General features: G+C 64.9%; 18 protein-coding genes and 3 pseudogenes. 7 read left to right on the plus strand and 14 right to left on the minus strand.

The annotated features are described in order from the left end of the window. Positions 1-12 precede the first annotated feature (12 nt). Positions 13-1,197: a UbiH/UbiF family hydroxylase gene (locus ACVWYI_RS21335; RefSeq protein ID WP_456663120.1), complete on the plus strand. Its 1,185-nt coding sequence runs from the start codon at positions 13-15 to the stop codon at positions 1,195-1,197. A 3-nt stretch (positions 1,198-1,200) separates the two neighbouring features. On the opposite strand, the gene ACVWYI_RS21340 is transcribed toward ACVWYI_RS21335, so the two are convergent. Further along, a complete protein-coding gene (locus ACVWYI_RS21340) occupies positions 1,201-2,154 on the minus strand; it encodes an AEC family transporter (protein WP_456664559.1) in 954 nt (317 codons plus the stop codon). 106 nt (positions 2,155-2,260) lie between these two features. Here ACVWYI_RS21340 and hspQ point away from each other — a divergent pair, with 106 nt between their 5' ends. Beyond that, entirely contained in the window at positions 2,261-2,593 is a 333-nt protein-coding gene (hspQ, locus tag ACVWYI_RS21345) for a heat shock protein HspQ (protein ID WP_247346858.1), read from the plus strand. A 98-nt stretch (positions 2,594-2,691) separates the two neighbouring features. Here hspQ and ACVWYI_RS21350 read toward each other — a convergent pair. Beyond that, positions 2,692-3,506, minus strand: a pseudogene (locus ACVWYI_RS21350) (invasion associated locus B family protein). 262 nt (positions 3,507-3,768) lie between these two features. On the opposite strand from ACVWYI_RS21350, the gene ACVWYI_RS21355 reads away from it, so the two are divergent. From ACVWYI_RS21355 to ACVWYI_RS21365, 3 genes and pseudogenes are all read left to right on the plus strand, one after another. Next, the gene (locus ACVWYI_RS21355; RefSeq protein ID WP_456664560.1) at positions 3,769-5,637 is read left to right on the plus strand and encodes an extracellular solute-binding protein; all 1,869 of its coding nucleotides are present in this window, start codon (positions 3,769-3,771) and stop codon (positions 5,635-5,637) included. Between the two features lie 4 nt (positions 5,638-5,641). Beyond that, positions 5,642-7,145: pseudogene (locus ACVWYI_RS21360) on the plus strand (AMP-binding protein). A gap of 85 nt (positions 7,146-7,230) precedes the next feature. Beyond that, positions 7,231-8,456 (plus strand): annotated as a pseudogene (locus ACVWYI_RS21365) (GGDEF domain-containing protein). A 67-nt stretch (positions 8,457-8,523) separates the two neighbouring features. On the opposite strand, the gene ACVWYI_RS21370 reads toward ACVWYI_RS21365, so the two are convergent. The 5 genes from ACVWYI_RS21370 to ACVWYI_RS21390 form a co-directional block, all read right to left on the minus strand. Further along, positions 8,524-8,760 (minus strand): hypothetical protein, encoded by a 237-nt coding sequence (locus ACVWYI_RS21370; protein WP_456663121.1) that lies wholly within the window; start codon positions 8,758-8,760, stop codon positions 8,524-8,526. Positions 8,761-8,836: 76 nt separating this feature from the next. After that, positions 8,837-8,965 carry a hypothetical protein gene (locus ACVWYI_RS21375; protein ID WP_256467602.1) on the minus strand — a complete coding sequence of 43 codons (129 nt, stop codon included), beginning with the start codon at positions 8,963-8,965 and terminating at the stop codon, positions 8,837-8,839. A gap of 216 nt (positions 8,966-9,181) precedes the next feature. Further along, on the minus strand, positions 9,182-9,391 hold the full coding sequence (locus tag ACVWYI_RS21380) for a cold-shock protein (protein ID WP_247346851.1): 210 nt from the start codon (positions 9,389-9,391) through the stop codon (positions 9,182-9,184). A 249-nt stretch (positions 9,392-9,640) separates the two neighbouring features. Beyond that, positions 9,641-13,159 (minus strand): transcription-repair coupling factor, encoded by a 3,519-nt coding sequence (gene mfd, locus ACVWYI_RS21385; RefSeq protein ID WP_247444386.1) that lies wholly within the window; start codon positions 13,157-13,159, stop codon positions 9,641-9,643. Continuing rightward, the gene (locus ACVWYI_RS21390; RefSeq protein ID WP_456649968.1) at positions 13,156-13,446 is read right to left on the minus strand and encodes an FAD assembly factor SdhE; all 291 of its coding nucleotides are present in this window, start codon (positions 13,444-13,446) and stop codon (positions 13,156-13,158) included. Before ACVWYI_RS21390 ends, mfd begins: the two co-directional genes overlap by 4 nt. Before the next feature lie 184 nt (positions 13,447-13,630). Here ACVWYI_RS21390 and recG point away from each other — a divergent pair, with 184 nt between their 5' ends. Further along, a complete protein-coding gene (recG, locus tag ACVWYI_RS21395) occupies positions 13,631-15,739 on the plus strand; it encodes an ATP-dependent DNA helicase RecG (RefSeq protein ID WP_456663122.1) in 2,109 nt (702 codons plus the stop codon). Here recG and panE read toward each other — a convergent pair. From panE to glmS, 6 genes are all read right to left on the minus strand, one after another. After that, complete coding sequence (panE, locus tag ACVWYI_RS21400) at positions 15,736-16,665, minus strand: 2-dehydropantoate 2-reductase (protein WP_456663123.1); 930 nt, start codon at positions 16,663-16,665, stop codon at positions 15,736-15,738. The genes recG and panE overlap by 4 nt on opposite strands. Positions 16,666-16,743: 78 nt before the next feature. Beyond that, complete coding sequence (locus tag ACVWYI_RS21405) at positions 16,744-17,607, minus strand: helix-turn-helix domain-containing protein (protein ID WP_456663124.1); 864 nt, start codon at positions 17,605-17,607, stop codon at positions 16,744-16,746. Between the two features lie 106 nt (positions 17,608-17,713). Further along, positions 17,714-18,103: a nuclear transport factor 2 family protein gene (locus ACVWYI_RS21410; RefSeq protein ID WP_456663125.1), complete on the minus strand. Its 390-nt coding sequence runs from the start codon at positions 18,101-18,103 to the stop codon at positions 17,714-17,716. A gap of 532 nt (positions 18,104-18,635) precedes the next feature. Next, the gene (locus tag ACVWYI_RS21415) at positions 18,636-19,505 is read right to left on the minus strand and encodes an NAD(P)-dependent oxidoreductase (RefSeq protein WP_354107848.1); all 870 of its coding nucleotides are present in this window, start codon (positions 19,503-19,505) and stop codon (positions 18,636-18,638) included. Positions 19,506-19,609: 104 nt separating this feature from the next. Beyond that, positions 19,610-20,380, minus strand: coding sequence for a DUF502 domain-containing protein (locus ACVWYI_RS21420; RefSeq protein WP_247346839.1), 771 nt, complete (start codon positions 20,378-20,380; stop codon positions 19,610-19,612). Between the two features lie 120 nt (positions 20,381-20,500). Further along, on the minus strand, positions 20,501-22,327 hold the full coding sequence (glmS, locus tag ACVWYI_RS21425) for a glutamine--fructose-6-phosphate transaminase (isomerizing) (protein WP_456663126.1): 1,827 nt from the start codon (positions 22,325-22,327) through the stop codon (positions 20,501-20,503). A gap of 220 nt (positions 22,328-22,547) precedes the next feature. On the opposite strand from glmS, the gene ACVWYI_RS21430 reads away from it, so the two are divergent. Continuing rightward, on the plus strand, positions 22,548-22,778 hold the full coding sequence (locus ACVWYI_RS21430) for a hypothetical protein (protein WP_456663127.1): 231 nt from the start codon (positions 22,548-22,550) through the stop codon (positions 22,776-22,778). Between the two features lie 159 nt (positions 22,779-22,937). On the opposite strand, the gene glmU is transcribed toward ACVWYI_RS21430, so the two are convergent. Continuing rightward, on the minus strand, positions 22,938-24,293 hold the full coding sequence (gene glmU / locus ACVWYI_RS21435; RefSeq protein WP_456663128.1) for a bifunctional UDP-N-acetylglucosamine diphosphorylase/glucosamine-1-phosphate N-acetyltransferase GlmU: 1,356 nt from the start codon (positions 24,291-24,293) through the stop codon (positions 22,938-22,940). Positions 24,294-24,324 lie beyond the last annotated feature (31 nt).

Consider the following 24,324-nt stretch of genomic DNA (forward strand, 5'->3'; position numbering starts at 1 on the left):
AAATGTCGTTCCATGACAGATGCATCGACACTCTTTGACGCGGCCGTGATCGGCGGCGGACCGGCGGGACTTAGCGCGGCCATCGCACTGGCGCAGGCGGGCGCACGGACCGCGCTGGTGGCGCGGCGCGTGCCCTATGCCGACAACCGCACCACCGCCCTGCTCGGTGCTTCCGTCGGTCTCCTGGAAACGCTCGATGTCTGGTGGCGCTGCAAGGACAAGGCGGCATCTCTCGAGATCATGCGGCTCGTCGACGACACGGGCCGGCTGTTCCGCGCGCCGGAGGTCCGGTTCTCCTGTCACGAAATCGGCCTCGATGTCTTCGGCTACAACATCGACAACCGCTCGCTGATGCTGGCGCTGGAAGCGCGCGCGGCCGAGTTGCCCGGTCTCGTCCGTTTCGATGACGAGGCCGAAACCGTTGTCATCGAAGCCGACGACGTCGCGATTCGCACCGCCGCTGCGCAATTCCTCTCTGCCCGTCTCGTGGTGGGCGCCGACGGCCGCCATTCGCTCTGCCGCGAAGCCTCCGGCATCACGGTGACGCGGCGCGAGCTGACCCAGACGGCGCTGACCTTCAACGTCGGCCACGCGCGCCCGCATCGCAACGTCTCGACCGAGTTCCACACGCCGCATGGCCCTTGCGTGTTCGTGCCCCTGCCCGGCGACCGCTCCAGCGTCGTCTGGGTCTCGGCGCCTGCGGACGCCGAACGGCTTCGCGGCCTGGGCGACGCGGAGCTGTCCGCCGCGATCGAGAAGCAATCGCATTCCATTTTGGGCCGCATGACGGTGGAGCCCGGGCGCAACCTGTTCCCGCTGGGAATCGAACGCCCCAAATCCTTCGGCCGCGACCGCATCGCGCTGGTCGGTGAAGCCGCCCATGTGGTTCCCCCGATCGGCGCCCAGGGTCTCAATCTCGGCCTGCGAGATGCCGCCGACATTGCCAGGCTCGCAGGCGACGCCATCGCATCGAGTCAGGATCCCGGCGCAGCCGACGTGCTCAAACGCTACGACCGGGCCCGGCGTCCGGACATTCTGAGTCGGACCTTTGCGATCGACATCGCCAACCGCTCCCTGCTCAACGATTTCCTCCCGCTCCAACCGGTCCGCGCGGTCGGCATGCACCTGCTCGGCGCGTTCGGCCCGCTCCGGCGTTTTGCGATGCGCGAGGGCCTGACGCCGACGTGGCGGCGCTAAGGTTTAAGGAAACGCCAGCCGGCCGGTCTGGATCGCCCACATCACGCTGGTCAGCGTGACCACGGACGCAAACGTTCCGAGCAGCACCGCCACGGAGGCAGATTCGATCCAGGCGTCGTTCTGCCGGGCGATGACGAACACGTTCAGCGCCGGCGGCAGTGACGCCATCAGCACGGCGGTCGCGGCCCAGGGCTGCGCGAACGGACCGAACGCCAACATCAGGCCGAAAGCTGCGAGCGGATGGATCAGGAGCTTGACCGCGATCACGCCCGGCACTTCCCAGGGTACGCGGTCGAAAGGGCGGAGCGCCACCGTCACGCCGAGCACGAACAGCGCGGTCGGGGCGGCTGCGTTCTGGAGGAAGGTGATGGTGCGGTCGAGCGCGATCGGCATCTCGATATGGAGCGATGCGAAGGCCGCGCCGAAGCAGGCCGACATGATCAGCGGGTTGAGCACGATCTGTTTCAACACGACGCCGAAGGCGTGCACGATCGAGGGATGATCGCGGTCGGAGAGCTCGATCAGCAACGGCACGATCGTGAACAGGAAGATGCTGTCGCAGCAGAAAATCAGCGCGGTCGGCGCTGACGCCTTGGTTCCGAGCACGGCGAGCGCGAGCCCCGGCCCCATGTAGCCGATATTGCCGTAGCCGCCGGAGAGCCCGGCGAGCGTCGCCTCGCGCAGCGTCAGGCGGCCGAGAAATTTGCTGACGACCAGCGCCAGGGTGAATGCCGCAACCGTCGACAGCGTGGTCGCAATCAGGAACGGCGGGTTGTTCAATTCCGAGAACGGCGTCTTCGACATGATCGCAAACAGCAGCGCCGGCAGCGACACATAGAGCAGGAAGAAGTTCATCCAGGCGAGGCCCGATTCCGGCAGGGATTTGACCTTGCCGCAGGCGAATCCAACGAAGATCAAGCCGAAATAAGGTAGAGCAAGATTGAGGATATCGACCATTGATGAAGTGTTTTCTGAGGACATGGGGGCTATCTGCCCCGTAAGCGCGGGTTAATTCCAGATCAGGGCACTAGCATCGGCCACAATCCTGGTCTATCGACGGGGAATGATTAAAGCGCGGACCGCCAAATTCCAGATCGGACAGGTCGTGCGCCACCGGATTTTCTCGTTCCGGGGCGTGATCTTCGACATCGATCCGGAATTCAACAACACCGAGGAGTGGTGGCTGTCGATTCCCGAGGAGGTGCGGCCCCACAAGGACCAGCCGTTCTATCACCTGCTCGCCGAAAACGCGGAATCGGAATACGTCGCCTACGTCTCCGAACAGAACCTGGTGCCGGACGATTCCGGCGAGCCGGTCCGGCATTCCCAGGTCACCGAGATCTTCATCAAGGACAAGGCCGGCGGCTATCGTCCGCGGAACCCGTCGCTGAACTGATCTTCGCTCGGACACATCTTCGCTCAGACAAATAATATGGGTCAGAAAAAAAGGCGCTCGAACCGAGCGCCTTTTTCATGTCCGGGATTGGGTCCCGATTACTTCTGAGCGGTCGGAGGTGCGCCGGGCGCGCCACCCTGCTGCTCGAGCTTCTTGCGCTGCTCGTCAGCCTTCTTCTGAAGCTCTTCCTGAAGCTTCTTCTGAGTTTCCTCGAACACCTTCGGATCGGTCGGCGGACCGTCATAGGCCTTCTGGAATTCGCCGGCGAGCGGCAGCGGCAGGGTCAGCGGCGCACGCCGTTGGCATTGATCGCCTGAACAACGAGGTTCTGGCCCTTCTTCATGTTGTTGATGAACTCGGGCGTGGCCTCGTAATCGGACATGCAGCCGTTCTGGAAGCAGATCACATACGGGCTCTGCAACGGCGGATTGTTGTCCACGATGATGCGAGTGCCGTGCACCAGCTGCATGCCGAGCGGCAGCGTCACGCGCAGGATCTTCTTCGGCTCGCCTTCCGGCTCGATGATGACGGCCGCGATGACCGGCTGGCCCGACTCGATACGGCCGTCCTTGCCGGTGAAGCAAACTTGCTTGGCATTGGCGTCCTGGCCCTTGAGGCAGAACTTGGTCCAGGGGGCGTAGATCAGCTGGATCTGCTGATCCGCCGGCTGGGCCGCGCCCTGCTGCGCCGGAGCGCCCTGAGCGGGCGGCTGCTGGGCAGGTGCCTGAGCGGCCGGCGCCGGGGCCTTTGGGGCAGCCTTCGGAGCGGCTTTCGGGGCTGCCTTGGGCGCGGGTGCGCCCGGAGCCGGGGCCTGAGCCTCGGCGGCAAACGGGACGGCCAACGCCGTCGCCGTCAACAAGGCGAGAAGTCGCCCGCGCGGCCGGACGGACGCGGCCAAGTAACGGAAATTCATTGCGGAAAACCCTTTCTGAACGGGAAGTGCCCGAACCGCTTCGACGCACCGAACATGGCCGCCTTGGGCGCGGCTCTGTCCCCGTCAAATGAGGCGGACAAGTGACGGGCTCGGCGCTCTTGCGCGATTGCGTGCCTTCTTAACGTGGCCGACGAAAAGATCAATGCCGACAAGCGTCTTTGACCGCGCCCTGACGTGCGTCCCCGGGAAATTCCCTGTGATAGGATTCAGGCCCCGCCGGTCCTCGAATCAACGTGTGCAGATGTTCATGTTCCAGCGTCTTATGGAGGGCCGTCCTGAAGGTCTGTGCGTCCGCCTCTGCGTCCTGGCTTTCACCTTGGGGCTCCCGTTCGCCTTGGGATTCCCGGCAAGCGGCGCAGGGGCCGAGGAAGCCCACGCCATTGCCATGCACGGCAAGCCGGCGATGCCTGCCGATTTCACCCACATGCCCTACGTCAATCCCGATGCCCCCAAGGGCGGCCGGCTGACCTGGGGCGTTCTCGGCACCTTCGACAGCCTCAATCCCTTCATCGTCAAGGGACTGGCCGTGCAGCAGATGCGGAACTACGTGGTCGAGAGCCTGCTCGCGCGCGGTAATGACGAGCCGTTCACGCTCTACGGCCTGCTCGCCAGATCCGTCGAGACCGACGACGAGCGGAGCTTTGTCACGTTCCACATCGACCCCCGGGCCCGCTTCTCCGACGGCAAGCCGCTGCGCGCCGAGGACGTGCTGTTCTCCTGGCAGCTGCTGCGCGACCACGGCCGCCCCAACCACCGGCAATATTACAGCAAGATCGCGAGTGCCGAGGCACCAGATCCTCTCACCGTGCGCTTCGATCTCGCGGGGGCCAACGACCGCGAACTGCCGCTGATCCTCGGCCTGATGCCGATCCTGCCGAAGCATGCGGTCGATGTCGCGGCATTCGAGGAGACGACGATGACGGGCCCGGTCGGCTCCGGCCCCTATCGCGTCACCGCCGTGAAGCCCGGCGCCAGCGTGACGCTCACCCGCAATCCCGATTATTGGGGCCGCGACCTCGCCATCAATCGCGGGCTCTATAATTTCGACGAGATCAGGCTCGACTATTTTCGCGAGGCCAACGGCCAGTTCGAAGCGTTCAAACGCGGCCTCTATGATTTCCGCATTGAGCACGAGCCGCTGCGCTGGCACGACGGCTACGATTTTCCCGCAGCGAAAAGCGGCGAAGTGATCCGCGACACCATCAAGCCGGGCGTGCCGCAACCTTCCGAATTTCTGGTGTTCAACACGAGGCGTCCCGTCTTCGCCGACATCCGGGTGCGCCAGGCGCTGACGCTGCTGTTCGATTTCGAGCTGGTCAACCGCAACTACTTCTTCAACCTCTACTCGCGCGTCGCCGGCTATTTTGCCGGCTCGGACCTCTCGGCGTATGGCAAGCCTGCGGATGCGCGTGAGCGGGAGCTGCTCAAGCCGTTCGCTGCGCAGATCCCGCCAGACGTCCTGGACGGCAGCTACCGCCTGCCGGTGACCGACGGCTCCGGGCGCGACCGGACGACGCTGCGCGCGGCCCTGAAGCTGCTGTCGGAGGCCGGCTACGATCTCGACGGCACGCTGCTTCGCAATCGCGCGACCAAGGCGCCCTTCACCTTCGAGATTCTGGTCACGACCCGCGACCAGGAGCGCATCGCGCTTGCCTTCCAACGGGACCTCAAGCGCGCCGGCATCGAGCCGAGCGTGCGCTCGGTCGATCCCGTCCAGTTCGACCAGCGCCGGCTCTCTTACGAATTCGACATGATCCAGAATCGCTGGGACCAGTCGTTGTCGCCCGGCAACGAGCAATATTTCTACTGGGGGAGCGCTGCCGCCGACAATCCGGGCACCCGCAACTACATGGGTGCCAGGGATCCCGCGGTCGATGCCATGATCGCGGCGCTGCTGGAGGCCCGTGAACATACGGATTTCGCATCGGCGGTGCGGGCGCTCGATCGCGCTTTGATCTCCGGTTTCTATACAATCCCCCTGTTTAACGTATCCGAGCAATGGATCGCGCGCTGGAATCGGATAGAACGGCCAAAGGCCACATCGCTGTCCGGCTACCTGCCGGAGACGTGGTGGTCGAAGGGGCAGCCGCAAGCTGATCAAGCAAAGTGACGCCGTGAACCAGCCAACCGTATCGCCGACGCTCGACACGCTGTTTCAGCGCACGCTGACGCGGCAGCCGCATGCGCTCGCTCTGCTCGACCCCCTGAACAAGTTCCGGGTGACCGGGCACCAGCCGCGGCGTATGAGCTATGCCGAGGCTGACACGGCCATCGAGGCGCTGTCGGCCTATTTCGTCGAATCGGGCCTGCCGGCCAATTCCGTCGTCGCGATCCAGTTGCCGAATACGGTCGAGTTCGTGCTCACGGTGCTAGCCGCCCATCGCGCCGGCCTGGTCGTCGCCGTGCTGCCGCTGCTCTGGCGCCATGCCGAACTGACCGCCGCCCTGAACCGCACCGCGGCGCGCGCCATCGTCACCATGAGCACGGTCGACGGCGCCAGCTATGCCGATCTCGCAATGCATGCGGCCGCCGAAGCCTTCTCGATCCGCCATGTCTGCGGTTTCGGCACCGACCTGCCCGAAGGCATGGCCTCGCTCGACGATGTACTGGCCCGCCCGCCCGGCATCGCGCGCACCGTGATCCAGGATGGCCGCAAGGCGGCGATGATCTCCTTCGACGTTACCGCGGAAGGCTTTCGTCCGGTGCCGCGCCCGCATTTCAGCCTGATCGCCGCCGGGCTCGCGATGTCGCTGGAAGCCGACATCAAGCAGGGCGCGACCGTGATGGCGGCATTCACGCCGATGTCGTTTGCCGGCCTCGCCTCCTCGCTTGCGGTGTGGCTGCTGTGCGGCGGCGCGCTGGCGCTGCATCATCCGTTCGAGCATGACGTGCTGGAGCAGCAGATCAACGAGCACGAATGCGACGTGCTGATCGCGCCGGCGCAGTTTGCCCAGCGGCTCGGCGATTCCGATATGCCGGCGCGGATGCCCACCTTGCGCAATGTCATCGGCCTGTGGCGCGCCCCCGAGCAGGTGGCGGCGAGCGAGGCCTGGATCGCGGCGCATGCGCCGTTCACGGACGTCTATCTGTTCGGCGAGGCCGGATTGTTCGGCGCTCGGCGTGGCGAGGACGGCATGCCGGTGCCGGTGATGCCGGGACCGCACGGTGCGCCGCGCGAGCAGTCGGGCTCGTCGATCGCCGGCGAGATTTTGCTGACGCCGAAAGGCACGCTCGGCCTGCGCGGCCCGATGGTGCCGATCGCGGCGTACGCCCCGCCGCCGCCGGTCGGCGACACACTGATCGCGCAGCCCCCACGCGACTATGTCGACACCGGCTATGCCGCGCGGCTCGACCGCCCCAGGCGGGGCGATCTGCATCACCGCGCCGCCCTCCGGCATCATGGCCGTCGGCGGCTACCGCTTCCTCTCCAACGACCTCCAGGAATGGGCGCGCCGGCTCGGCCAGGGCGCCCTCCTCACCGCGCTGCCCGACCGGCTCTCCGGTCACCGGCTGGCGGGCCGGGCCCAGGACAATGCCCGCGCACGCGAGGCGCTCAACGAACTCGGGCTTAACCCCCTGATGGTCGAAGCTTTTCGCGACCGTTCCGGGCCGGTCTAGGCGCAGTTTCGACTAATCCATTGACGCTGCATTAAGGCGGGCGGACTAGATTGCGCAGCATCGATTGCATGATCAGAGTTGCTCGATGTCCCAGGCTGGCCCGATCCTGTTTGTGTCCAACGTTGAGCGGCCGGCCTTCATTGCGACGCTGGACGAGGCGCGATTCTTCCCTGTGGTCGACACCGGCTGGGCCGGCGCGGCGCGCGCGGTCGAAGAGGTGCAGCCGGCCGTGGTTCTCGCCGCGATGCATGCCGGGCACGAGCCGCATCTGGCGCCGCTCGCCAGGAAGATCGCGGAGCAATCGCCTTACCTTCCCTTCGTGGCCCTGGACGCGGCGGGCGCGCTCCCGCACAACGCCCTGCCCTTCTCCTCGCGCGGCGGCCATTCCGACCGCCTGATCGCGCGGCTTCGCGCCGCGCTACGCATTCGCACACTTCATGCCACGGTGTTGCGCCGGCTGCCGGAAGTGAAAGTCGCGCTGCCGGAGGCCGACCCCGCACGTGATGCCACGGTGCTCCTGATCGGCCGCGGCGCGGCTTACCCTGCGCTCTCTGTCGCGCTCGGCGAGCGCGTCGGGGTCGTCGGCGCGCTCTCGATCGAGGCCGCGGCCAAACATCTCAACACCCGCGACCTCGACGGCGTCGTGCTGGCCGAGGGTTTCACAGCCCGCGTGACGGATGCCTTCCTCACGGTGCTCGCCGAGGATACCCGGTTCCGCAGCCTGCCCGTGATCCTGACTGCGCACACCAGCTGACGCAGACTTACGATCTGCCCAATCTCGAGCTGATCCCGGGCGACCCGGCGAAAGTCGCCGCCAACGCGCTGCCCTTGATCCGCCAGCACGCGATGGAAGCGCAACTGAGCCGCACGCTGCGCTCGATCGATGCCGGCGGCTGGCTCGACCCGCGCAGCGGCCTGCTCACAGTGGAAGCTTTTGCCCGCGATTTCGCCAAAGCGGTCGAGCAGACGCTGGCCCGCGGCGGCGGCCTCTCGGTCGCGCGCTTCGCCTTCGACCCCGGCAATTCCCGCGCCCAGCTCGATGCCGCCCGCATTCTCAGCCGCCTGATGCGGCAGATGGATTTTGGCGCGGCACAGAAGGACGGTTCGGTCATCGTCGCGTTCGCGGAAACCGACTTCCGCACCGCCCACATGATCGCCCGCCGCCTCTCCGCGGTGATGCGGCACACGTCGAACGGCAAGCACGAGATGCGCAGCGATCCCGTGGTCTCGGTGGACTCGCTGTCGCCGTCGGATACGGCAAGGTCGCTGCTCGGGCGGCTGTCCGCCGAGGCGTCCCGCGCGGCGTCGTAGAGCACGAGCAGCCTCGGTTCGCTGATCTCATGCCCTTTTTGAACGTTCGCCGTAGAGCTCGGGCTGTTCAGGCCATCACGAGCTTGATCTGACCGTCTTCAAAGCTTCCCATCGCGAGAGCGTCGCGAGCCATCTTGTCGATGGCTGGCCAATTCGCGAGAAGATATTTCTGTGCCTGCAATTTCGTCGGGAAGGTGGTTTGCAAAATGCAGCTCTGTCGAGCGTTCCCATTCGCGATCTGAAAGGATACGGCTTGGGGGCCTTCAATGGTCTCTTGTTCGGTGGGTTCGGGAAGCTTGCGCATACTGCTCCTGCGTAGAATTTTTCGAATGAATTCGCTTGATATCTGCGGGTTCAGCGAACCGGCGGAATGACCACATCTAGTCGACGCAGGCGGTCCCAGTGGCGATCGTCTTGGCCTTCGCCAGGCGCTTCGGCCTATGCTCGAGGCGGGGCTGCGTGTTGCGGACGGCCTCGGTCAGCATCTGGCGGAGCTCAGCCTTCGTCATGGGAGCTTGCCGCGCGCTCGACTTCTGCCAGTTTGCCATGCCCCTTATATGGGGATGCTCGCGCTAAACGCCACTATTCGCTCCGGAGGATGATCGGGCCCCTCTGCATACGGGGTCATAAAAAACCCGCGGCCGGTGAACCGGTCGCGGGTCGTAAGAACCAGAGGCTCTGCCAGTACATCCGTGGTCAAAGCGACATAGCACTAATCGCGCAGCTTACACAGCGCGCAGATCCTCAGCAGCAGACTTGCCGGTCCGGCGGTCTGCAACGACTTCAAAAGAAACCTTCTGCCCCTCGTTGAGGGTGTTCATGCCGGCGCGTTCAACGGCGCTGATGTGAACGAAGACATCCTGGCTGCCCTCGTCCGGCTGAATAAATCCGAAGCCCTTTTGGCTGTTAAACCACTTCACAGTTCCCGTCGTCATGGGGGTCGTCCTTTAAGATAGATAAGCGTTTGGCCGCGCTCAGAAGCGCGGTCTGTGTCGTCGAGATCTGGAGGGAGAGTCGTCAGTCAGGCGCGCTTTTCAGCGGCGAGGCCAAGTCGTTCGGCCGAAACTCGATAAAATGAACGTAACTACGGTTCGGTCATTCCGCAAGTGGGCACACGTCGCTATTTTTGATCAGGGTGCGGAGCATCGTTTCGCGCTACGCCGCCTCCGGAAACGCCACAGGCCCTACGCCGCCTTTTTGCTGTGCGCGAGCTGCGCCAGCTGCCGCATGATCTCCGTGGTGCCGGCGAGACGCTCCTCCGGCGTTTCCCAATCCTGCAGGAACACCACCTTCATGTCGGGCCGCACCTTCGCGGCCTGGCCGTGGCTGCGGATGAACGTCACCAGGCGATCGGGATGCGCAAAGGAATTGTCGCGGAAGGCGATGACGGCGCCCTTCGGGCCGGCATCGATCTTCCCGACATTGGCCTGGCGGCAGAATGCCTTGATCGCGGCGACCTTGAACAGATAGCGCACCTCGTCCGGCAGCACGCCGAAACGATCGCGCATCTCGGCGCCAAAGTTCTCGATCTCCTCCTCGCTGTCGAGATCGGCGAGGCGCCGGTAGAGCGACAACCGCACCGAGAGATCGCCGACATAATCCTCTGGAATGAGCACGGGCATGCCGATCGTGATCGAGGGCGACCAGCGGTCGGCCGCGGGCTCGGAGACGCCGGCCTTGAGGTTGACGATCGCCTCTTCGAGCATCGACTGGTAGAGTTCGAAGCCGACTTCCTTGATGTGGCCGGACTGCTGCTCGCCCAGGATATTGCCGGCGCCGCGGATATCGAGGTCGTGCGAGGCGAGCTGGAAGCCCGCGCCCAGCGTCTCCAGCGATTGCAGCACCGTGAGCCGGCGTTCGGCCTGCGCGGTGATCTTCTGCTGCGCCGGCAGCGTGAACAGCGCATACGCCCGCAGCTTGGAGCGTCCGACCCGGCCGCGGAGCTGATAGAGCTGGGCCAGGCCGAACATGTCGGCGCGATGCACGATCAGCGTGTTGGCATTGGGGATGTCGAGGCCGGATTCCACGATCGTGGTCGACAGCAGGATGTCGAACTTGCCGTCGTAGAACGCGGTCATGATGTCCTCGATCACGGCGGGCGGCATCTGCCCGTGCGCGACCGCGACCTTCATCTCCGGCACGTTCTTGTCGAGGAAATCCTTGACCTCGGCGAGGTCGTCGATGCGCGGCGCCACGTAGAACGCCTGGCCGCCGCGATAGCGTTCGCGCAGCAACGCCTCGCGGATCATCAAGGGATCGTGCGGGGCGACGAAGGTGCGGACCGCAAGGCGGTCGACCGGGGGCGAAGCGATGATCGAGAGCTCGCGCACGCCAGTCAGCGCCAATTGGAGCGTACGCGGGATTGGTGTCGCCGACAGCGTCAGCACGTGCACCTCGGCGCGGAGCTGCTTCAGCCGTTCCTTGTGGGTGACGCCGAAGTGTTGCTCTTCGTCGACAATAAGCAGGCCGAGGTCGCGGAACTTGATCGATTTGCTGAGCAGCGCATGGGTGCCGACGACGATGTCGACCGAGCCGTCGGTGAGACCGTTCTTGACCAGGTTGAGCTGCTTGGTCGGTACCAGCCGCGAGGCCTGCGCGACCTGCACCGGAAACCCCTTGAAACGCTCGGTGAACGTCTTGTGGTGCTGGCGAGCGAGCAGCGTGGTCGGCACCACGACCGCGACCTGCTTGCCTTCGAGCGCGACGGCAAAGGCGGCACGGAGCGCGACTTCCGTCTTGCCGAAGCCGACGTCGCCGCAGATCAGCCGGTCCATGGGACGGCCGAGTTCGAGGTCTTTTAGGGTGGATTCGATCGCGCCAAGCTGGTCCTCGGTCTCGTCATAGGGGAAGCGCGCGCAGAACTCGTCATAGAGGCCGGGTTGCACCGGCAGCTTTGGCGCTTCGTGCAGATGCCGCTCCGCGGCGATCTTGATCAGCTCGCCTGCGATCTCGCGGATGCGGTTCTTCAGCTTGGCCTTGCGCGTCTGCCAGCCCGAGCCGCCGAGGCGGTCGAGTTCGACCGTGGTCTGGTCGGAGCCATAGCGCGACAGCAGCTCGATGTTCTCGACCGGCAGGAACAGCTTTGTCTCGGCGGCATAATGCAGCTCGAGGCAGTCATGCGGCGCCCCGGCGACGTCGAGCGTCTGCAGGCCGATGAAGCGGCCGATACCGTGATCGACGTGGACGACGATGTCGCCGGCGGCAAGGCTCGTCACCTCCGAGATGAAATTGTCGAGCTTGCGGCTCGCCTTGCGCGGCCGCACCAGACGGTCGCCAAGGATGTCCTGCTCGCTGATGAGCGCGATCTCGTCGGTCTCGAAACCGCTTTCGAGGCCGAGCACAGCGAGCATGGTCTCGTTGCGCGGGGTCGCCTGCACCGTGCGCCAACTGTTGACGCTGGTGGTGTGGGTCAGCTTGTGGTCGCGCAGCATCGAAATCATGCGGTCGCGCGAGCCTTCGCTCCACAGCGCGATCACGACCTTCTTGCGCTGGGCGTGCAGCGCCATCACGTGACTGACGACGGATTCGAACACATTGACGGTGGTGTCGTTGCGTTCGGGCGCGAAGTCTCGGCCCTTACGCGCACCGGCATCGACGACACTCGTACCATCAGCCGGAACCGAAAACTGCGTCAGCCGCACCAGCGGCATGTCGCCTTCGCGCCTGGTCCATTCCTCGTCGGTCAAATAGAGCCTGTCAGGCGGCAGCGGCTTGTAGATGGCGCCGCCGCCCGGATGCTCCATCGCATCGCGGCGGGCCTGGTAATAGTCGAGGATCTGCTTGAAGCGCTCGCGGACGGCGTCCTCGGCCTGCGGCTCGATCGCGACGGCCGCGCCTTGCAGATAGTCGAACAGCGTGTCCATCCGGTCCTGGAACAGCGGCAGCCAGTGCTCCATGCCGGGATGGCGGCGGCCCTCGCTGACGGCCTCGTACAGCGCATCGTCGCGCTCGGGCGCGCCGAATTCGGCGACATAGCCCATGCGGAAGCGGCGGATGGTGTCGGTGACCAACTGGAATTCGGAGATCGGAACGAGGTCGAGTGCGCGCATGTCCAGCAGCGTGCGCTGGGTCTCGGCGTCGAAGGTGCGGATCGATTCCAGGCTGTCGCCGAAGAAGTCGAAACGCACGGGCTGGTCGAGACCGGCCGGAAACAGGTCCAAAATGCCGCCGCGCACGGCGTATTCGCCGGGCTCGCGCACGGTCGAGGAGCGGTTGTAGCCGTTGTGCTCGAGCCAGGCGATGATGGTGTTCATCGGCACGACGTTGCCGGGCGCGACCGACAGCGCCTGCGCCGCGACGAGATCGCGCGAGGGCACGCGCTGCACGGCGGCATTCACCGTGGTCAGCACGATCAGCGGCTTGTCGCTGCCGGTCAGGGACGCCAGCCGTGCCAGCGTGGTCAGGCGCTGGGCGAGGACGCCGCCATGCGGCGAGACGCGGTCATAGGGCTGGCAGTCCCAGGCCGGGAAGGTCAGCACCGGCAGATCGGGCGCGAAGAATTGCAGCGCACGTTCGAGCTGCTGCATCCGCGGCCCGTCGCGGCAGATCACCGCGAGACTGACGGCCGGCTTCTTCGGCCGCGCCGCGATGGCGCGCGCGAGATCGGAGACGACGAGACCCTCGGCGCCCTCGGCGACATTGGCAAGCGTCAGCGCGCGGCCGGGCGTGAGCAGCTCGGCCGGAGATTTCATCCCCTGCTTCATACGTCGCGGTCCGCGATCGGGTAGGCCTTGATGCGGGCAAACAGCGCGCCGGTGACATCAGCCGGCAGCACCTTGTCGCCGATAATGGCGGCATAGAGATCGGGATCGTTGACCTCGAGCAGGATCTCGAGCTGCGTCAGTTCGTCATCGGACAGATTGCCGATCTCGGCATCCGCGAAGCGGCCGAGAATAAGGTCCATCTCGCGCGTGCCGCGGTGCCAGCAGCGGAACAGAAGCCGCTTGCGGCGGTCGTCCAGGCCGTTGCTCGATCGTGTCGTGCCCGTCATGTCTTTATTCCAGTCAAACGCCGAAAGCCCGGACGTGCCGGGCGGGGGTGGTATAGCCACTCGGACCGTCCATGTCAGCCCTCGATTTATCATGGCCCGCTGCCCGCGCAGGGATGCGAAAAAAGACGTGGATGCCTTGCATAAAGCCGGGCATGACGGGTCGAAACGATCCTAGATTCGCCTGATGCGCCCCAGCCTGCTCAATCCGCTGTTTGCCCCCGTGACCAGCCTGCCCGGCGTCGGTCCGAAGCAGGACAAGCTGCTGCAGTACCTGCTCAGCCGCAACGAGACGCCGCGGCTGGTCGATCTGTTGCTGCATTTGCCGAGCCAGGTCATCGACCGCCGCGCGCGGCCGAAGATTCGTGACGCCGTTCAGGGAACCATGGTGACGCTGGAGGTCACCGTCGACCGCCACCGCCCGCCCCCGCCCCGCAATGCGCGCGCGCCCTACCTCGTCCACGCCAGCGACGACACGGGCGACGTCGTGCTGACCTTCTTCCGAGCCAAGCCAGGCTATGTCGAAAAGCTGCTGCCGGTGGGCGAGAAGCGCTACGTCTCGGGCACGCTGCAGATGTATGACGGCATCCCGCAGATCGTGCATCCCGACCGGGTGCTGGACGAGGAGGCGGTTTCAAAACTCTCGGGCATCGATCCGGTCTATCCGCTGACGGAAGGGCTGGCGCTCGGCTCGCTGCGTCGCGCGGTCGCGCAGGCCTTGCAGAAGCTGCCGGCGCTGCCGGAATGGATCAGCCCCGAGGTGCTGCGCCGCTGCAGCTTCCCGCCGATCGCTGAGGCGCTCACCCGCGTGCATCAGCCGATCGAACTCACCGACATTCTGCCTGACCAGCCGTTCTGGTCGCGCCTCGCCTTCGACGAACTCCTGGCCGGACAACTCGCGCTCGCCCTGATTCGCGCGCAATTGCGCCGTCCGGCCGGCGTGCGCAACGCCGGCGACGGGCACCTCCGCAACAAGATCATCGACGCCCTGCCCTATGCGCTGACAATCTCCCAGCGCGATGCCGCGGCGGCCATCGCCGAGGATCTGCAACAACCGGTGCGCATGCTGCGCCTGCTGCAGGGCGACGTCGGCTCGGGCAAGACCGTGGTCGCGCTGCTGGCCGCCGCCGCCGTCACGGAGGTCGGCAAGCAGGCGGCGCTAATGGCGCCGACCGAAATTTTGGCGCGCCAGCACATCAAGACCATCGCCCCGCTCGCCGAGCGCGCGGGAATGCGGGTCGCGATCCTCACCGGCCGCGAAAAGGGCAAGGAGCGGCGGGAGCTGCTGGCACAACTCGAAGCCGGCGAGATCGACCTGCTGGTCGGCACCCACGCGTTGATCCAGGACGATGTGATCTTCAACGACCTCGCGCTTGCCATCGTCGACGAGCAGCATCGTTTTGGCGTGCGAGAGCGGCTGGCGCTGACGTCAAAGGGCGCAGCCGTCGACGTGCTGGTGCTGAGCGCCACGCCGATCCCGCGCACGCTGGTGCTGACCTATTTCGGCGACATGGACATCAGCGAATTGCGCGAAAAGCCGGCCGGCCGCCAGCCGATCGAAACCCGCACCATATCGATGAGCCGTATCGAGGAGGTCACCGATAGCATCGGCCGCGCGCTTCTATCAGGCAAACTGGTCTACTGGATCTGCCCGCTGGTCGAGGAGTCCGAGGCCGAGGGCACTGAGCACCTGACCAATGCGACCAAGCGTTTCGAAAGCCTGCAAAAGCGGTTTGGCGACCGCGTCGGCCTCGTCCACGGCCAGATGAAGGGTACCGAGAAGGACCGCGTGATGGGCCAATTCGCCGCCCACGAGATCGGCCTGCTGGTCGCGACCACCGTCGTCGAGGTCGGCGTCGACGTGCCGGCGGCGACGATCATGGTAATCGAGAACGCCGAACGCTTTGGCCTCGCCCAGCTCCATCAATTGCGCGGCCGTATCGGCCGCGGCTCGGAGGCCTCGACCTGTCTCCTGCTCTACTCCGAGCCGCTCGGCGAGATGTCGAAGGCGCGGCTGAAGGTGATCCGCGAGACCGCTGACGGTTTTCGGATCGCCGAGGAGGATTTGAAGCTGCGCGGCGAAGGCGACGTGCTTGGCGTGCGCCAGAGCGGCCTGCCCGGCTACCGCATCGCCCGCCCGGAGGTGCACGGCCAGCTCATCACGCAGGCCCGCGACGAGGCGCTCCGCATCCTGAAGGACGATCCGAAGCTCAAGGGCGAGCGCGGCGAGGCGCTGCGATGCCTGCTGTATCTGTACGAACGGGACGAGGCGATTCCGTTGATCGGGGCGGGTTAGCTGGCCGTTCTCTGCCGCCCAACCTCATAGGCCGCCACATGCGCGCGCGCTAAATTCAATAGCGGCGTATCGATACCCAGCGCACGGGCCCGGTTGGCCATATCGCCGAGGATATGTTCCGCCTCCGTCGCGGAGCCGCGCTCGATGTCCCGCAGCATCGACGCCTTGAGCGGAGAGTTCGCCGTTGTGAAGAGATTCCGATCGAACTCGATGAACGGCGCTCGTGGCTCAAAACCTGAGGCCGTCGCCACGGCACAACATTCCGCGAACAGACGGAAGATGGACTCCTCGCCCTTCGGCACCGTCAGAATGTCTCCGATGCTTGCACGCATCAGGCAGGTGATACCGGCGAGCGTGCTCAGTTGGACGAATTTCTCCCACATGTCCTGTATGATCGATTCGCTGGCGCGCACGTCGATACCGGGGATCTGGAGCAGTGACTGCAGCGCGAGCACGCGCTCACTGAACGATCCCTCGATCTCACCGAATACGATGGTCTGATTGGCCATGAACTGAACGACACGACCATCCGCATCGAGCCCGGCACTGACGTTCGCCAGCCCGCCGAGGACCTGCGCGGCGCCGAACCGCGCAGTCAGGGCGTCGATATGTTTCAACCCGTTGAGGATCGGCAAAATCATCGTATTGGGGCCAACGGCCGGTGCAAACTGGCTTATCGCGTCATCGAGCGAGTAGGATTTCACGCCGACGAGCACGACGTCGAACGGCTCCCTGAGATCGTTCGCCATCATGAGCTTCGGCTGCAAGGCAAAGTCGCCGTGCGGGCTCACGATCCTCAATCCATCCCGCCGCAATTGCTCCGCCCGCCCGGACCGCACCAGGAAGGTCACGTCAGCGCCCGCTCGGACCAGGCAAGCTCCGTAATAGCCTCCGAGCGCTCCCGCGCCGATCACCAGCACTCTCATTCGAACTCCCGAGTGAAATCACAGTCATGCTTCGCGCATTCAGCCATCGCCCACTTGGCAGGGCAAGCAGATTTCGCTTCAGCCCAGGCCCGCTTCAGTGCGGCGTCGACCTTCTCCCGAATGTACCAGCAAAAACCTGCCGTGCTCGGCTTCGGTCGCCTCGTTGGCGGGGAACATGCACTCGAGCCGTAGTTCCTCTGCAGTGACCGCCTGCGGCGTTCCGACCGTCGTGATCAAGGAGAAATAGTCCAGCGTCACACCGTCCTTGACGAAGGACAGCGGGATCATCGGCATCGCATCGGAGGCCGAGGGCGCACGCCATTCCGGCTTCACCCCGGGGTACTGCGACAATTCCTCCAGCAGCGCCTTCGTCCTGATATCGACGACGTGCCCGACCGCCTCGCGATACACCCGTGCGAGCAGTCCGCGGGCAGTCTGCGGCCAGTTCGCGATGAAGGGACGCATGCCGTCCGGATCGAACATGAGATGCAGCAGGTTTCGTGGCGTCGGCCGCGCCGACATGTCGACGAAGCAATTGAACAGAAGCGGCGCAGCCTCGTTGGTCATCAGCACGTTCCAATACCGGTCCATGACGATGGCGGGAAACGGCTCGTGCTGACGCAGCATGCGTTGCAGAGCGCGGTTGATGCTCGTCATGGCCGGCGTATCGAGCGCAGGATCGGAATAGGACGGCGCGTAGCCCGCGGCCAGCAGCAGCTCGTTTCGCTCGCGCAGCGGAACGTCGAGGGCTTGGGCAAGATCGAGCAGCATCTGGCGGCTCGGAACGCTGCGGCCGCTCTCGACGAAGCTGATGTGCTTCTGCGAAACGCCGGCGTCGAAGGACAGGTCGAGCTGTGTCTTGCCGCGAATGTCCCGCCATTGACGCAGCAGCGCGCCCGCGGAACTGGCGCGTGTTTTGAGGGCGCTGGCCGTCGCTTTCATGGTTTGTCGGTCCTTCCCGTCGATCTGCGGTATCGTCAACACGCGTCGGCGGCGGCACGTCGGTTTACCCGAGGCGCTACCGCCGATAGCAGCAGGTTCGAGGCGATCAACCGAAAGCGACCGGCCCCACGGCGCCGACCCAGTGCCGTACCTTGGTATCGTCCGTCTCGTCCATGTAGAAGAAGTGCGTCATCGTGGGATGCACCGCCTTCATCGAGGGATCATCGGGTGTCATGTCGACGACACCGCGAAATACCTTCAGGGAGCCTGCATCCCAATATTCGGTGACGTGATGCAGCGCGGTGAAGCCGCTGTCGATGAAGGCCTTCAGATTGGCGCGGATCGCTTCCCGCCCCTTCCAATCGGCGACGCCGAGATTGCAGACGGCATCCTCCGCAAAACAGTCGAAACCTCGTCCGAAAGTCTTGTCGTCGATCTCCTTCCACATGTCGAGCAGCCATCCCGGCGGCTCCTTTCGCGTAAACACGACTTGCATCTCTCTCTCCTCATGCACCGACACACGCGCGACAGGAGGCTTGATAGGACGCTTCCTGTCGGGTGAATGATGTGGAGAGTAGTCAAGCTGCGAATTGGCTCAATTACATCCGAGGTAATAAAGCGGGTTCAGAAGCCGTCCTCTTTCCCAGAGCCCGACTTTATGGAACCCTGCGGCAATGCGCCGGATCATCGTCGTTGGCTGCCAGGGTAGCGGGAAAGACGAGCCTCTCCCGGAATCTCGGGCAAAGGCTTGGTCTGCCCGTGATCCATCTCGACGTGCTCTACTGGCGGCCGGGCTGGAAGCCATCCGACAAAGCGAGCTTTCGAACGCGCGTCACTGACGCGATCGCGGGCGATGCGTGGGTTGTCGACGGCAGCTTCTCGGGACTTGCCTTCGATCTCACGCTCGCGCGCGCCGATACACTGGTCGTCATCGACCGCCCGCGCTGGCTCTGCCAGTGGCGCATTCTCCTGCGCTCCGCCTTCGATCGCGACACAACACGACCTGACCTCCCGGAGAGACCGGACGATCAGGCTTTCTTCTGCGCGATACGCGCGGCGAATGCCTTCATCAGGTCCGCGTCCGCCGCCTCGCCTTTCGCGTCCTCGGCGAGATGCTCGAACCAGCGCGCAAAGCCCTCGTAAATCTGGCTGGCCGGATGATCGGGTCCGAGGAAACCGGAAATCTCCCGCATCTCCGCGACCCAGCGATAGGCCTTCGGGATCATATCCGGCAGCGCGACTTCGAGCCGGGCAAGGACCGCGGGTTGGCTCATTGCGAGCTCGTCACGCAGCGCATCGGCCGCGCCCGCTTTCGTTGCCGCGACCACCATCGCCGCGCCGATGCCGGCGAGTCCCTTGACGATGCCGGCATAGGACATTTTCAAAGCCGAGGCTGCGCCGACCGGGCCCTCGACGATCCGCACGTCGAGCCCAAGGTCTTTGAGAACAGCGACGTCGCCGGCATGCTCGCCGGACATGTAGAAGGCCGGGCTCTTGCCGCCGGGCTGCGGCGGAAATCCGATGATGCCGGCATCGACGAATGGCGCCTGTGCCGAGCCGATGATCTCCTCGATCCTCTTGACGGTATCGACGTTGACGGCGTTGCAATCGACCACGACCGGTTTCTTCTCGCGCCGGACGATCAGCCCCGCCAGCCGCTCGGCGAGCGCCACGGCTTCGCCCGGCGGCACGATCGAGAGGATGATGTCGGCGTCGGCGATCTCATCGTCCTCGGCGCCGATCATGCCGGCATCCGCCGCGCGCTTGCGCGTCGCCTCGCTCCGCCCTTTCAACGACGTCAGCACGCGCGCACCGTGCTCGCCGAGGCGGCGGGCCACGGCGCTGCCCATGGCACCGGGCGCGAGGATCGCAATGGTCTTTGACGTCGTTTTGGACATCATGCACTCCAGATCGAATCCGAGCGACGCGCTCAGTTCAACCGGAGACTAGCAGAGGACGCGGACGCCCGCGTCACCGGCGGCCATCCCTGGGAGGAATGGCTCTACTCCACCTTCGCAGGCTGGGCCTGGAGCGCCGAGGCGTTGGCAATGCGCGCGGCGTTCGCCATGCCCGCGAGCGCGGCGGCCTTCTTCGGGTCGGGCGTAGAGCCCGGCTGCACCACGCCAGCCGACATAATCAGGGTCGCGGCATCCTCGGTGCTCATGTCGACCTCGACGATCTTGCTCTTGGGGACGTAGAAGAAGAAGCCGGTGGTTGGGTTCGGCGAGCACGGCAGGAACACCGAGACGTGCTCCTCCTGACCCGGCAGGCTGCGAGAGACGTCCTCGTTCGGCGATTGCGAGATCAGCACGATCGACCACATGCCCGGCGAGGGAAACTCGACCAGGCCGACTTTGCGGAAGCTCGAGCCCTTGCCCGAGAACAGCGTCTCGAATACCTGCTTCAGGCCGCGGTAGATGGCGCGCACCGCCGGGATCCGGCCAAGGAAGGTCTCGCCGACATCGACCAGGGTCCGGCCGATGAGATTGGCCGCGAGGAAGCCGACCAGAGTCAGCGTGAAGAATGCGACAATCAGTCCCCAGCCGGGGATGACATACGGCATGTAGGTTTCAGGCCGATAGGCCAGCGGCACGAACGGCCGCACCACGCCATCAACCCAGGTGACGAACCACCAAACCAGATAAAAGGTGATCGCAACCGGTCCCGTCACCACGAGGCCGGTGAGGAAATAATTGCGGAAACGGCCCATCAGGCCGGTATGCGGTTCCGGCGCGGGATCAAGCGGCGCAGGCGCGTCGTCGCGGGGGGTCATTCGGGTTCCAGGTCGGTCGCAGCACACAAGCTAGGGTCTTCTAGCAGGTTTTGGAAGACCACGAAGCGACCGACCGATATCCCTTGTGTCTATTATCCCTTGTGCCTATTCCACGGTTGCCTATTCCACGGTCACCGATTTCGCGAGGTTGCGCGGCTGGTCGACGTCCGTGCCCATGACGACAGCCGTGTGATAGGCGAGCAGTTGCACGGGAACGGCATAAACGATCGGCGTAAAGGCTGCCGCCATATCAGGCATCACAATGGTGACGAGGGACTCGACGGTCGCCTCTTCCGCGCCTTTGGCGTCGGTCATCAGGATGATGTTGCCGCCGCGGGCGGCGACCTCCTGCATGTTTGAAACCGTCTTCTCGAACACGCGGTCGTAAGGCGCGATGACGACGACCGGCATGGTCTCGTCGATCAGCGCGATCGGGCCGTGCTTGAGCTCGCCGGCGGCATAGCCCTCGGCGTGAATATAGGAAATCTCCTTCAGCTTCAGCGCGCCTTCGAGCGCGAGCGGGAAGCTGGTGCCGCGGCCGAGATAGAGCACGTCACGCGATTTGGCGATCTCGCGTGCGAGCTTCTCGATCTGGGGCTCGGTGGTGAGGGCATCCGTCATCAAACGCGGGATCTCGACCAGGCCATGGACCAGCTTGGTCTCGTCCTCGTCGGACAGCTCGCCGCGGGCCTTACCGGCCGCGATCGCAAGATTTGCCAGCACCATGAGCTGGCAGGTGAAGGCCTTGGTCGAGGCCACACCGATCTCGGGTCCGGCGAGGGTTGGCAGCACGGTCTCGCTCTCGCGCGCGATGGTCGAGGTCGGCACATTGACGACGGCAACCGTGTGCACGCCCTCGGCCTTGGCGTAGCGCAGCGCGGCCAACGTGTCGGCGGTCTCGCCCGATTGCGAGATGAAGATGGCGAGATCGCCCTTGCGCAAGGGCGCCTCGCGATAGCGGAATTCGGAGGCGACATCGACCTCGACCGGCACGCGCGAGAAGCGCTCGAACCAGTATTTTGCGACGAAACCGGCGTAGCTCGCGGTGCCGCACGCCGTGATGTTGATGCGCTGGATGTCCTTGAAGTCGAACGGCAGCTTGACCGGCAGCGACACGCGCTCGGTCGCCATGTCGACATAGCGCGCCAGCGTGTGGCCGACCACTTCAGGCTGCTCGTGGATCTCCTTGGCCATGAAGTGGCGGTAATTGGCCTTGTCGACCAGCGACGTCGAGGCCGCGTGCCTGATCTTGTCGCGCTGGACGGCATGGCCGTCCTTGTCGAAGATGTCGGCGCTGTTGCGGGTCAGCACGACCCAGTCGCCATCCTCGAGATAGCTGATCGTATCGGTGAACGGGCCCAGCGCGATGGCGTCGGAGCCCAGATACATCTCGCCGTCGCCATAGCCGATGGCAAGCGGCGGGCCGTTGCGAGCGCCGATCATGAGGTCGTTGTCGCCGGCGAAGATGAAGCCGAGCGCGAAGGCGCCGCGCAGCCGCGCCAGTGCCAGCTTTACCGCCTCGACCGGCTTGTTGCCACGCGTGAGCAGATCGTCGACCAGATGCAGCACGATCTCGGTATCGGTCTCGGTGTGGAACACCGCGCCGTTCTTCTCGAGTTCCTGGCGCAGCTCGCGAAAATTCTCGATGATGCCGTTGTGGACGACAGCGACGCGCTCGGTCGCATGCGGATGGGCGTTGTTCACGGTCGGCTTGCCGTGGGTGGCCCAGCGGGTATGACCGATGCCGGTCGTGCCCTTCAGAGGCTCCGCTTCGAGCCGCTTCTCCAGATTCTTCAGCTTGCCCTCGGCGCGGCGGCGCTCGAGGTGTTTGCCTTCGAGCGTGGCGACGCCCGCGGAATCGTAGCCGCGATATTCAAGACGTTTGAGCGAATCCACCAATTGCTCTGCAACCGGTTCGCGCCCGAGAATGCCGACAATCCCGCACATGCGGCTCACTATCCCCCAAATCGTCGAAAAATCGCCTAAACGATACACTTCGGTTTTTAGCGAAGTTCCTAAGCAACCAGATACTCAATATTTATTGCTGATTGAGACAGCGCCTCGTCACGCCTGCTTCGACTGCGTCGAATTGGCCGGCGTTAAACCGCGTCCGTTAACTTCTTGTCAACAAATTTGGCCAACGATTTCCTCTCCGGGAGATAAGGCCATGAAAGGCTCGTCCGACCGCAAAGGTCTGTCATCGACATTCGTGCACGCCAGCGAGACCACAGGCACGCACCTTGCGCATTGGCCACCGCCCCAGCGCGCCATGGAGCGAGGCAAGGAAAGTAAGCCTGTCCTCGCCACGCAGGCCAGCGGCGAACCGGCAAAGCGCGCCAGGCCGCGCGGCTGGCGCTTGAAGCGAGCGATGTTCTCGGACGTCGCCGACGACGACTAGCGGCCACGTAAGACGACCCTCATGGTGAGGAGCGCGAAGCGCGTCTCGAACCATGACGGCCCGGATCTCGCCCGCGGCCATCCTTCGAGACGCCCGCCTCCAGCGGGCTCCTCAGGATGAGGACGGAGTGCGCTTACTACAAGCTAGAAACAGTTCCGCTCATTTCTCCGGCTTCTTGCCGCGCGTCTTAATCTCGCGGTAGCGCGCAGCGCCGCCTTCCCTGATAGTCTGCGGGCTGCGCTCCAGTGCCATGGCATCGTCCGGCACGTCGCGCGTGATCACCGAGCCCGAGCCGATATAGGCGCCATTGCCGATCGTCACCGGCGCGACCAGCGAGGAGTTGGTGCCGACGAAGGCACCCTGCCCGATCACCGTCTTGTGCTTCTTGAAGCCGTCGTAGTTGCAGGTGATGGTGCCGGCGCCGATGTTGGAATTGGCACCGATGGTGGCATCGCCAATATAGGAGAGATGGTTGACCTTGACGCCGGCCTCCAGGGTCGCGGCCTTGGTCTCCACGAAATTGCCTATGCGCGCGCCGTCGCCGAGCGAGGTGCCGGGGCGCAGCCGCGCATAGGGGCCGATCGAAACGTTCCTGCCGAGCGTGGTCTGCACGATATGCGAGAACGAGTGGATCACCGTGCCGTCGGCGATCGACACGCCGGGACCGATCACCACGAACGGCTCGATGGTGACGTCCTTGCCGAACACCGTGTCGGCCGCGAGAAAGACGGTCTCGGGCGCGATCAGCGTCACCCCGGCTTCCATCGCAGCCTTGCGCAGCCGTGCCTGCATCACGCTTTCGGCCTCGGCGAGCTGCGCCTTGGTGTTGATGCCGCGCACTTCGTCCTCGCTGGATTCGATCACCACGGCATCCCATCCCTGTTCGCTGACAATGCCGACCGCGTCGGTCAGATAATATTCGCCCTTGGAATTCGCATTGCCGATCTTGTCGAGGATCGCCAGCCCGCGGCGTCCGTCGATCGCCATCACGCCGGCGTTGCACAGATCGATCTTGCGCTCCTCTGCGCTGGCATCGGCCTGCTCGCGGATCGCGACCAGGCGGTCGCCCTCGACGATGAAGCGGCCATAGCCGGTGGGATCGGCGGCGCGAAAGCCGAGCGCGGCGATCGCCGCGCCCTTGGCGAGCGGCGCGCGCAGCCGCGCGAAGGTCTCGGCCGAGATCAGCGGCGTGTCGCCGAACGCGATCAGCAGATCGTCGACACCTCGCGCAATGGCATCACGCGCCGCCAGCACCGCATGCGCGGTGCCGAGCCGCTCGCCTTGCACGAAGGTGAGCGCGTCGGGGCGGATGCGCTTTGCTTCGTCCGCCACCGCCTGATGGTCGGGGCCGATCACCACCGCAAGCGAGGTACCGGTTCCCTTGGGTGCAGCGCCGAGCACGTGGGCGAGCAGGCTCTGGTGCGCGACCGGATGCAGCACTTTCGGCAGGCTCGATCGCATGCGCGTGCCTTCGCCGGCGGCGAGCACGATCGTGAGGCTGGAACGGGCGGTCATCGAAATCCTGTCAAATACAGCCGAATCAGTT

The sequence above is a fragment of the Bradyrhizobium sp. LB13.1 genome (assembly GCF_054056815.1).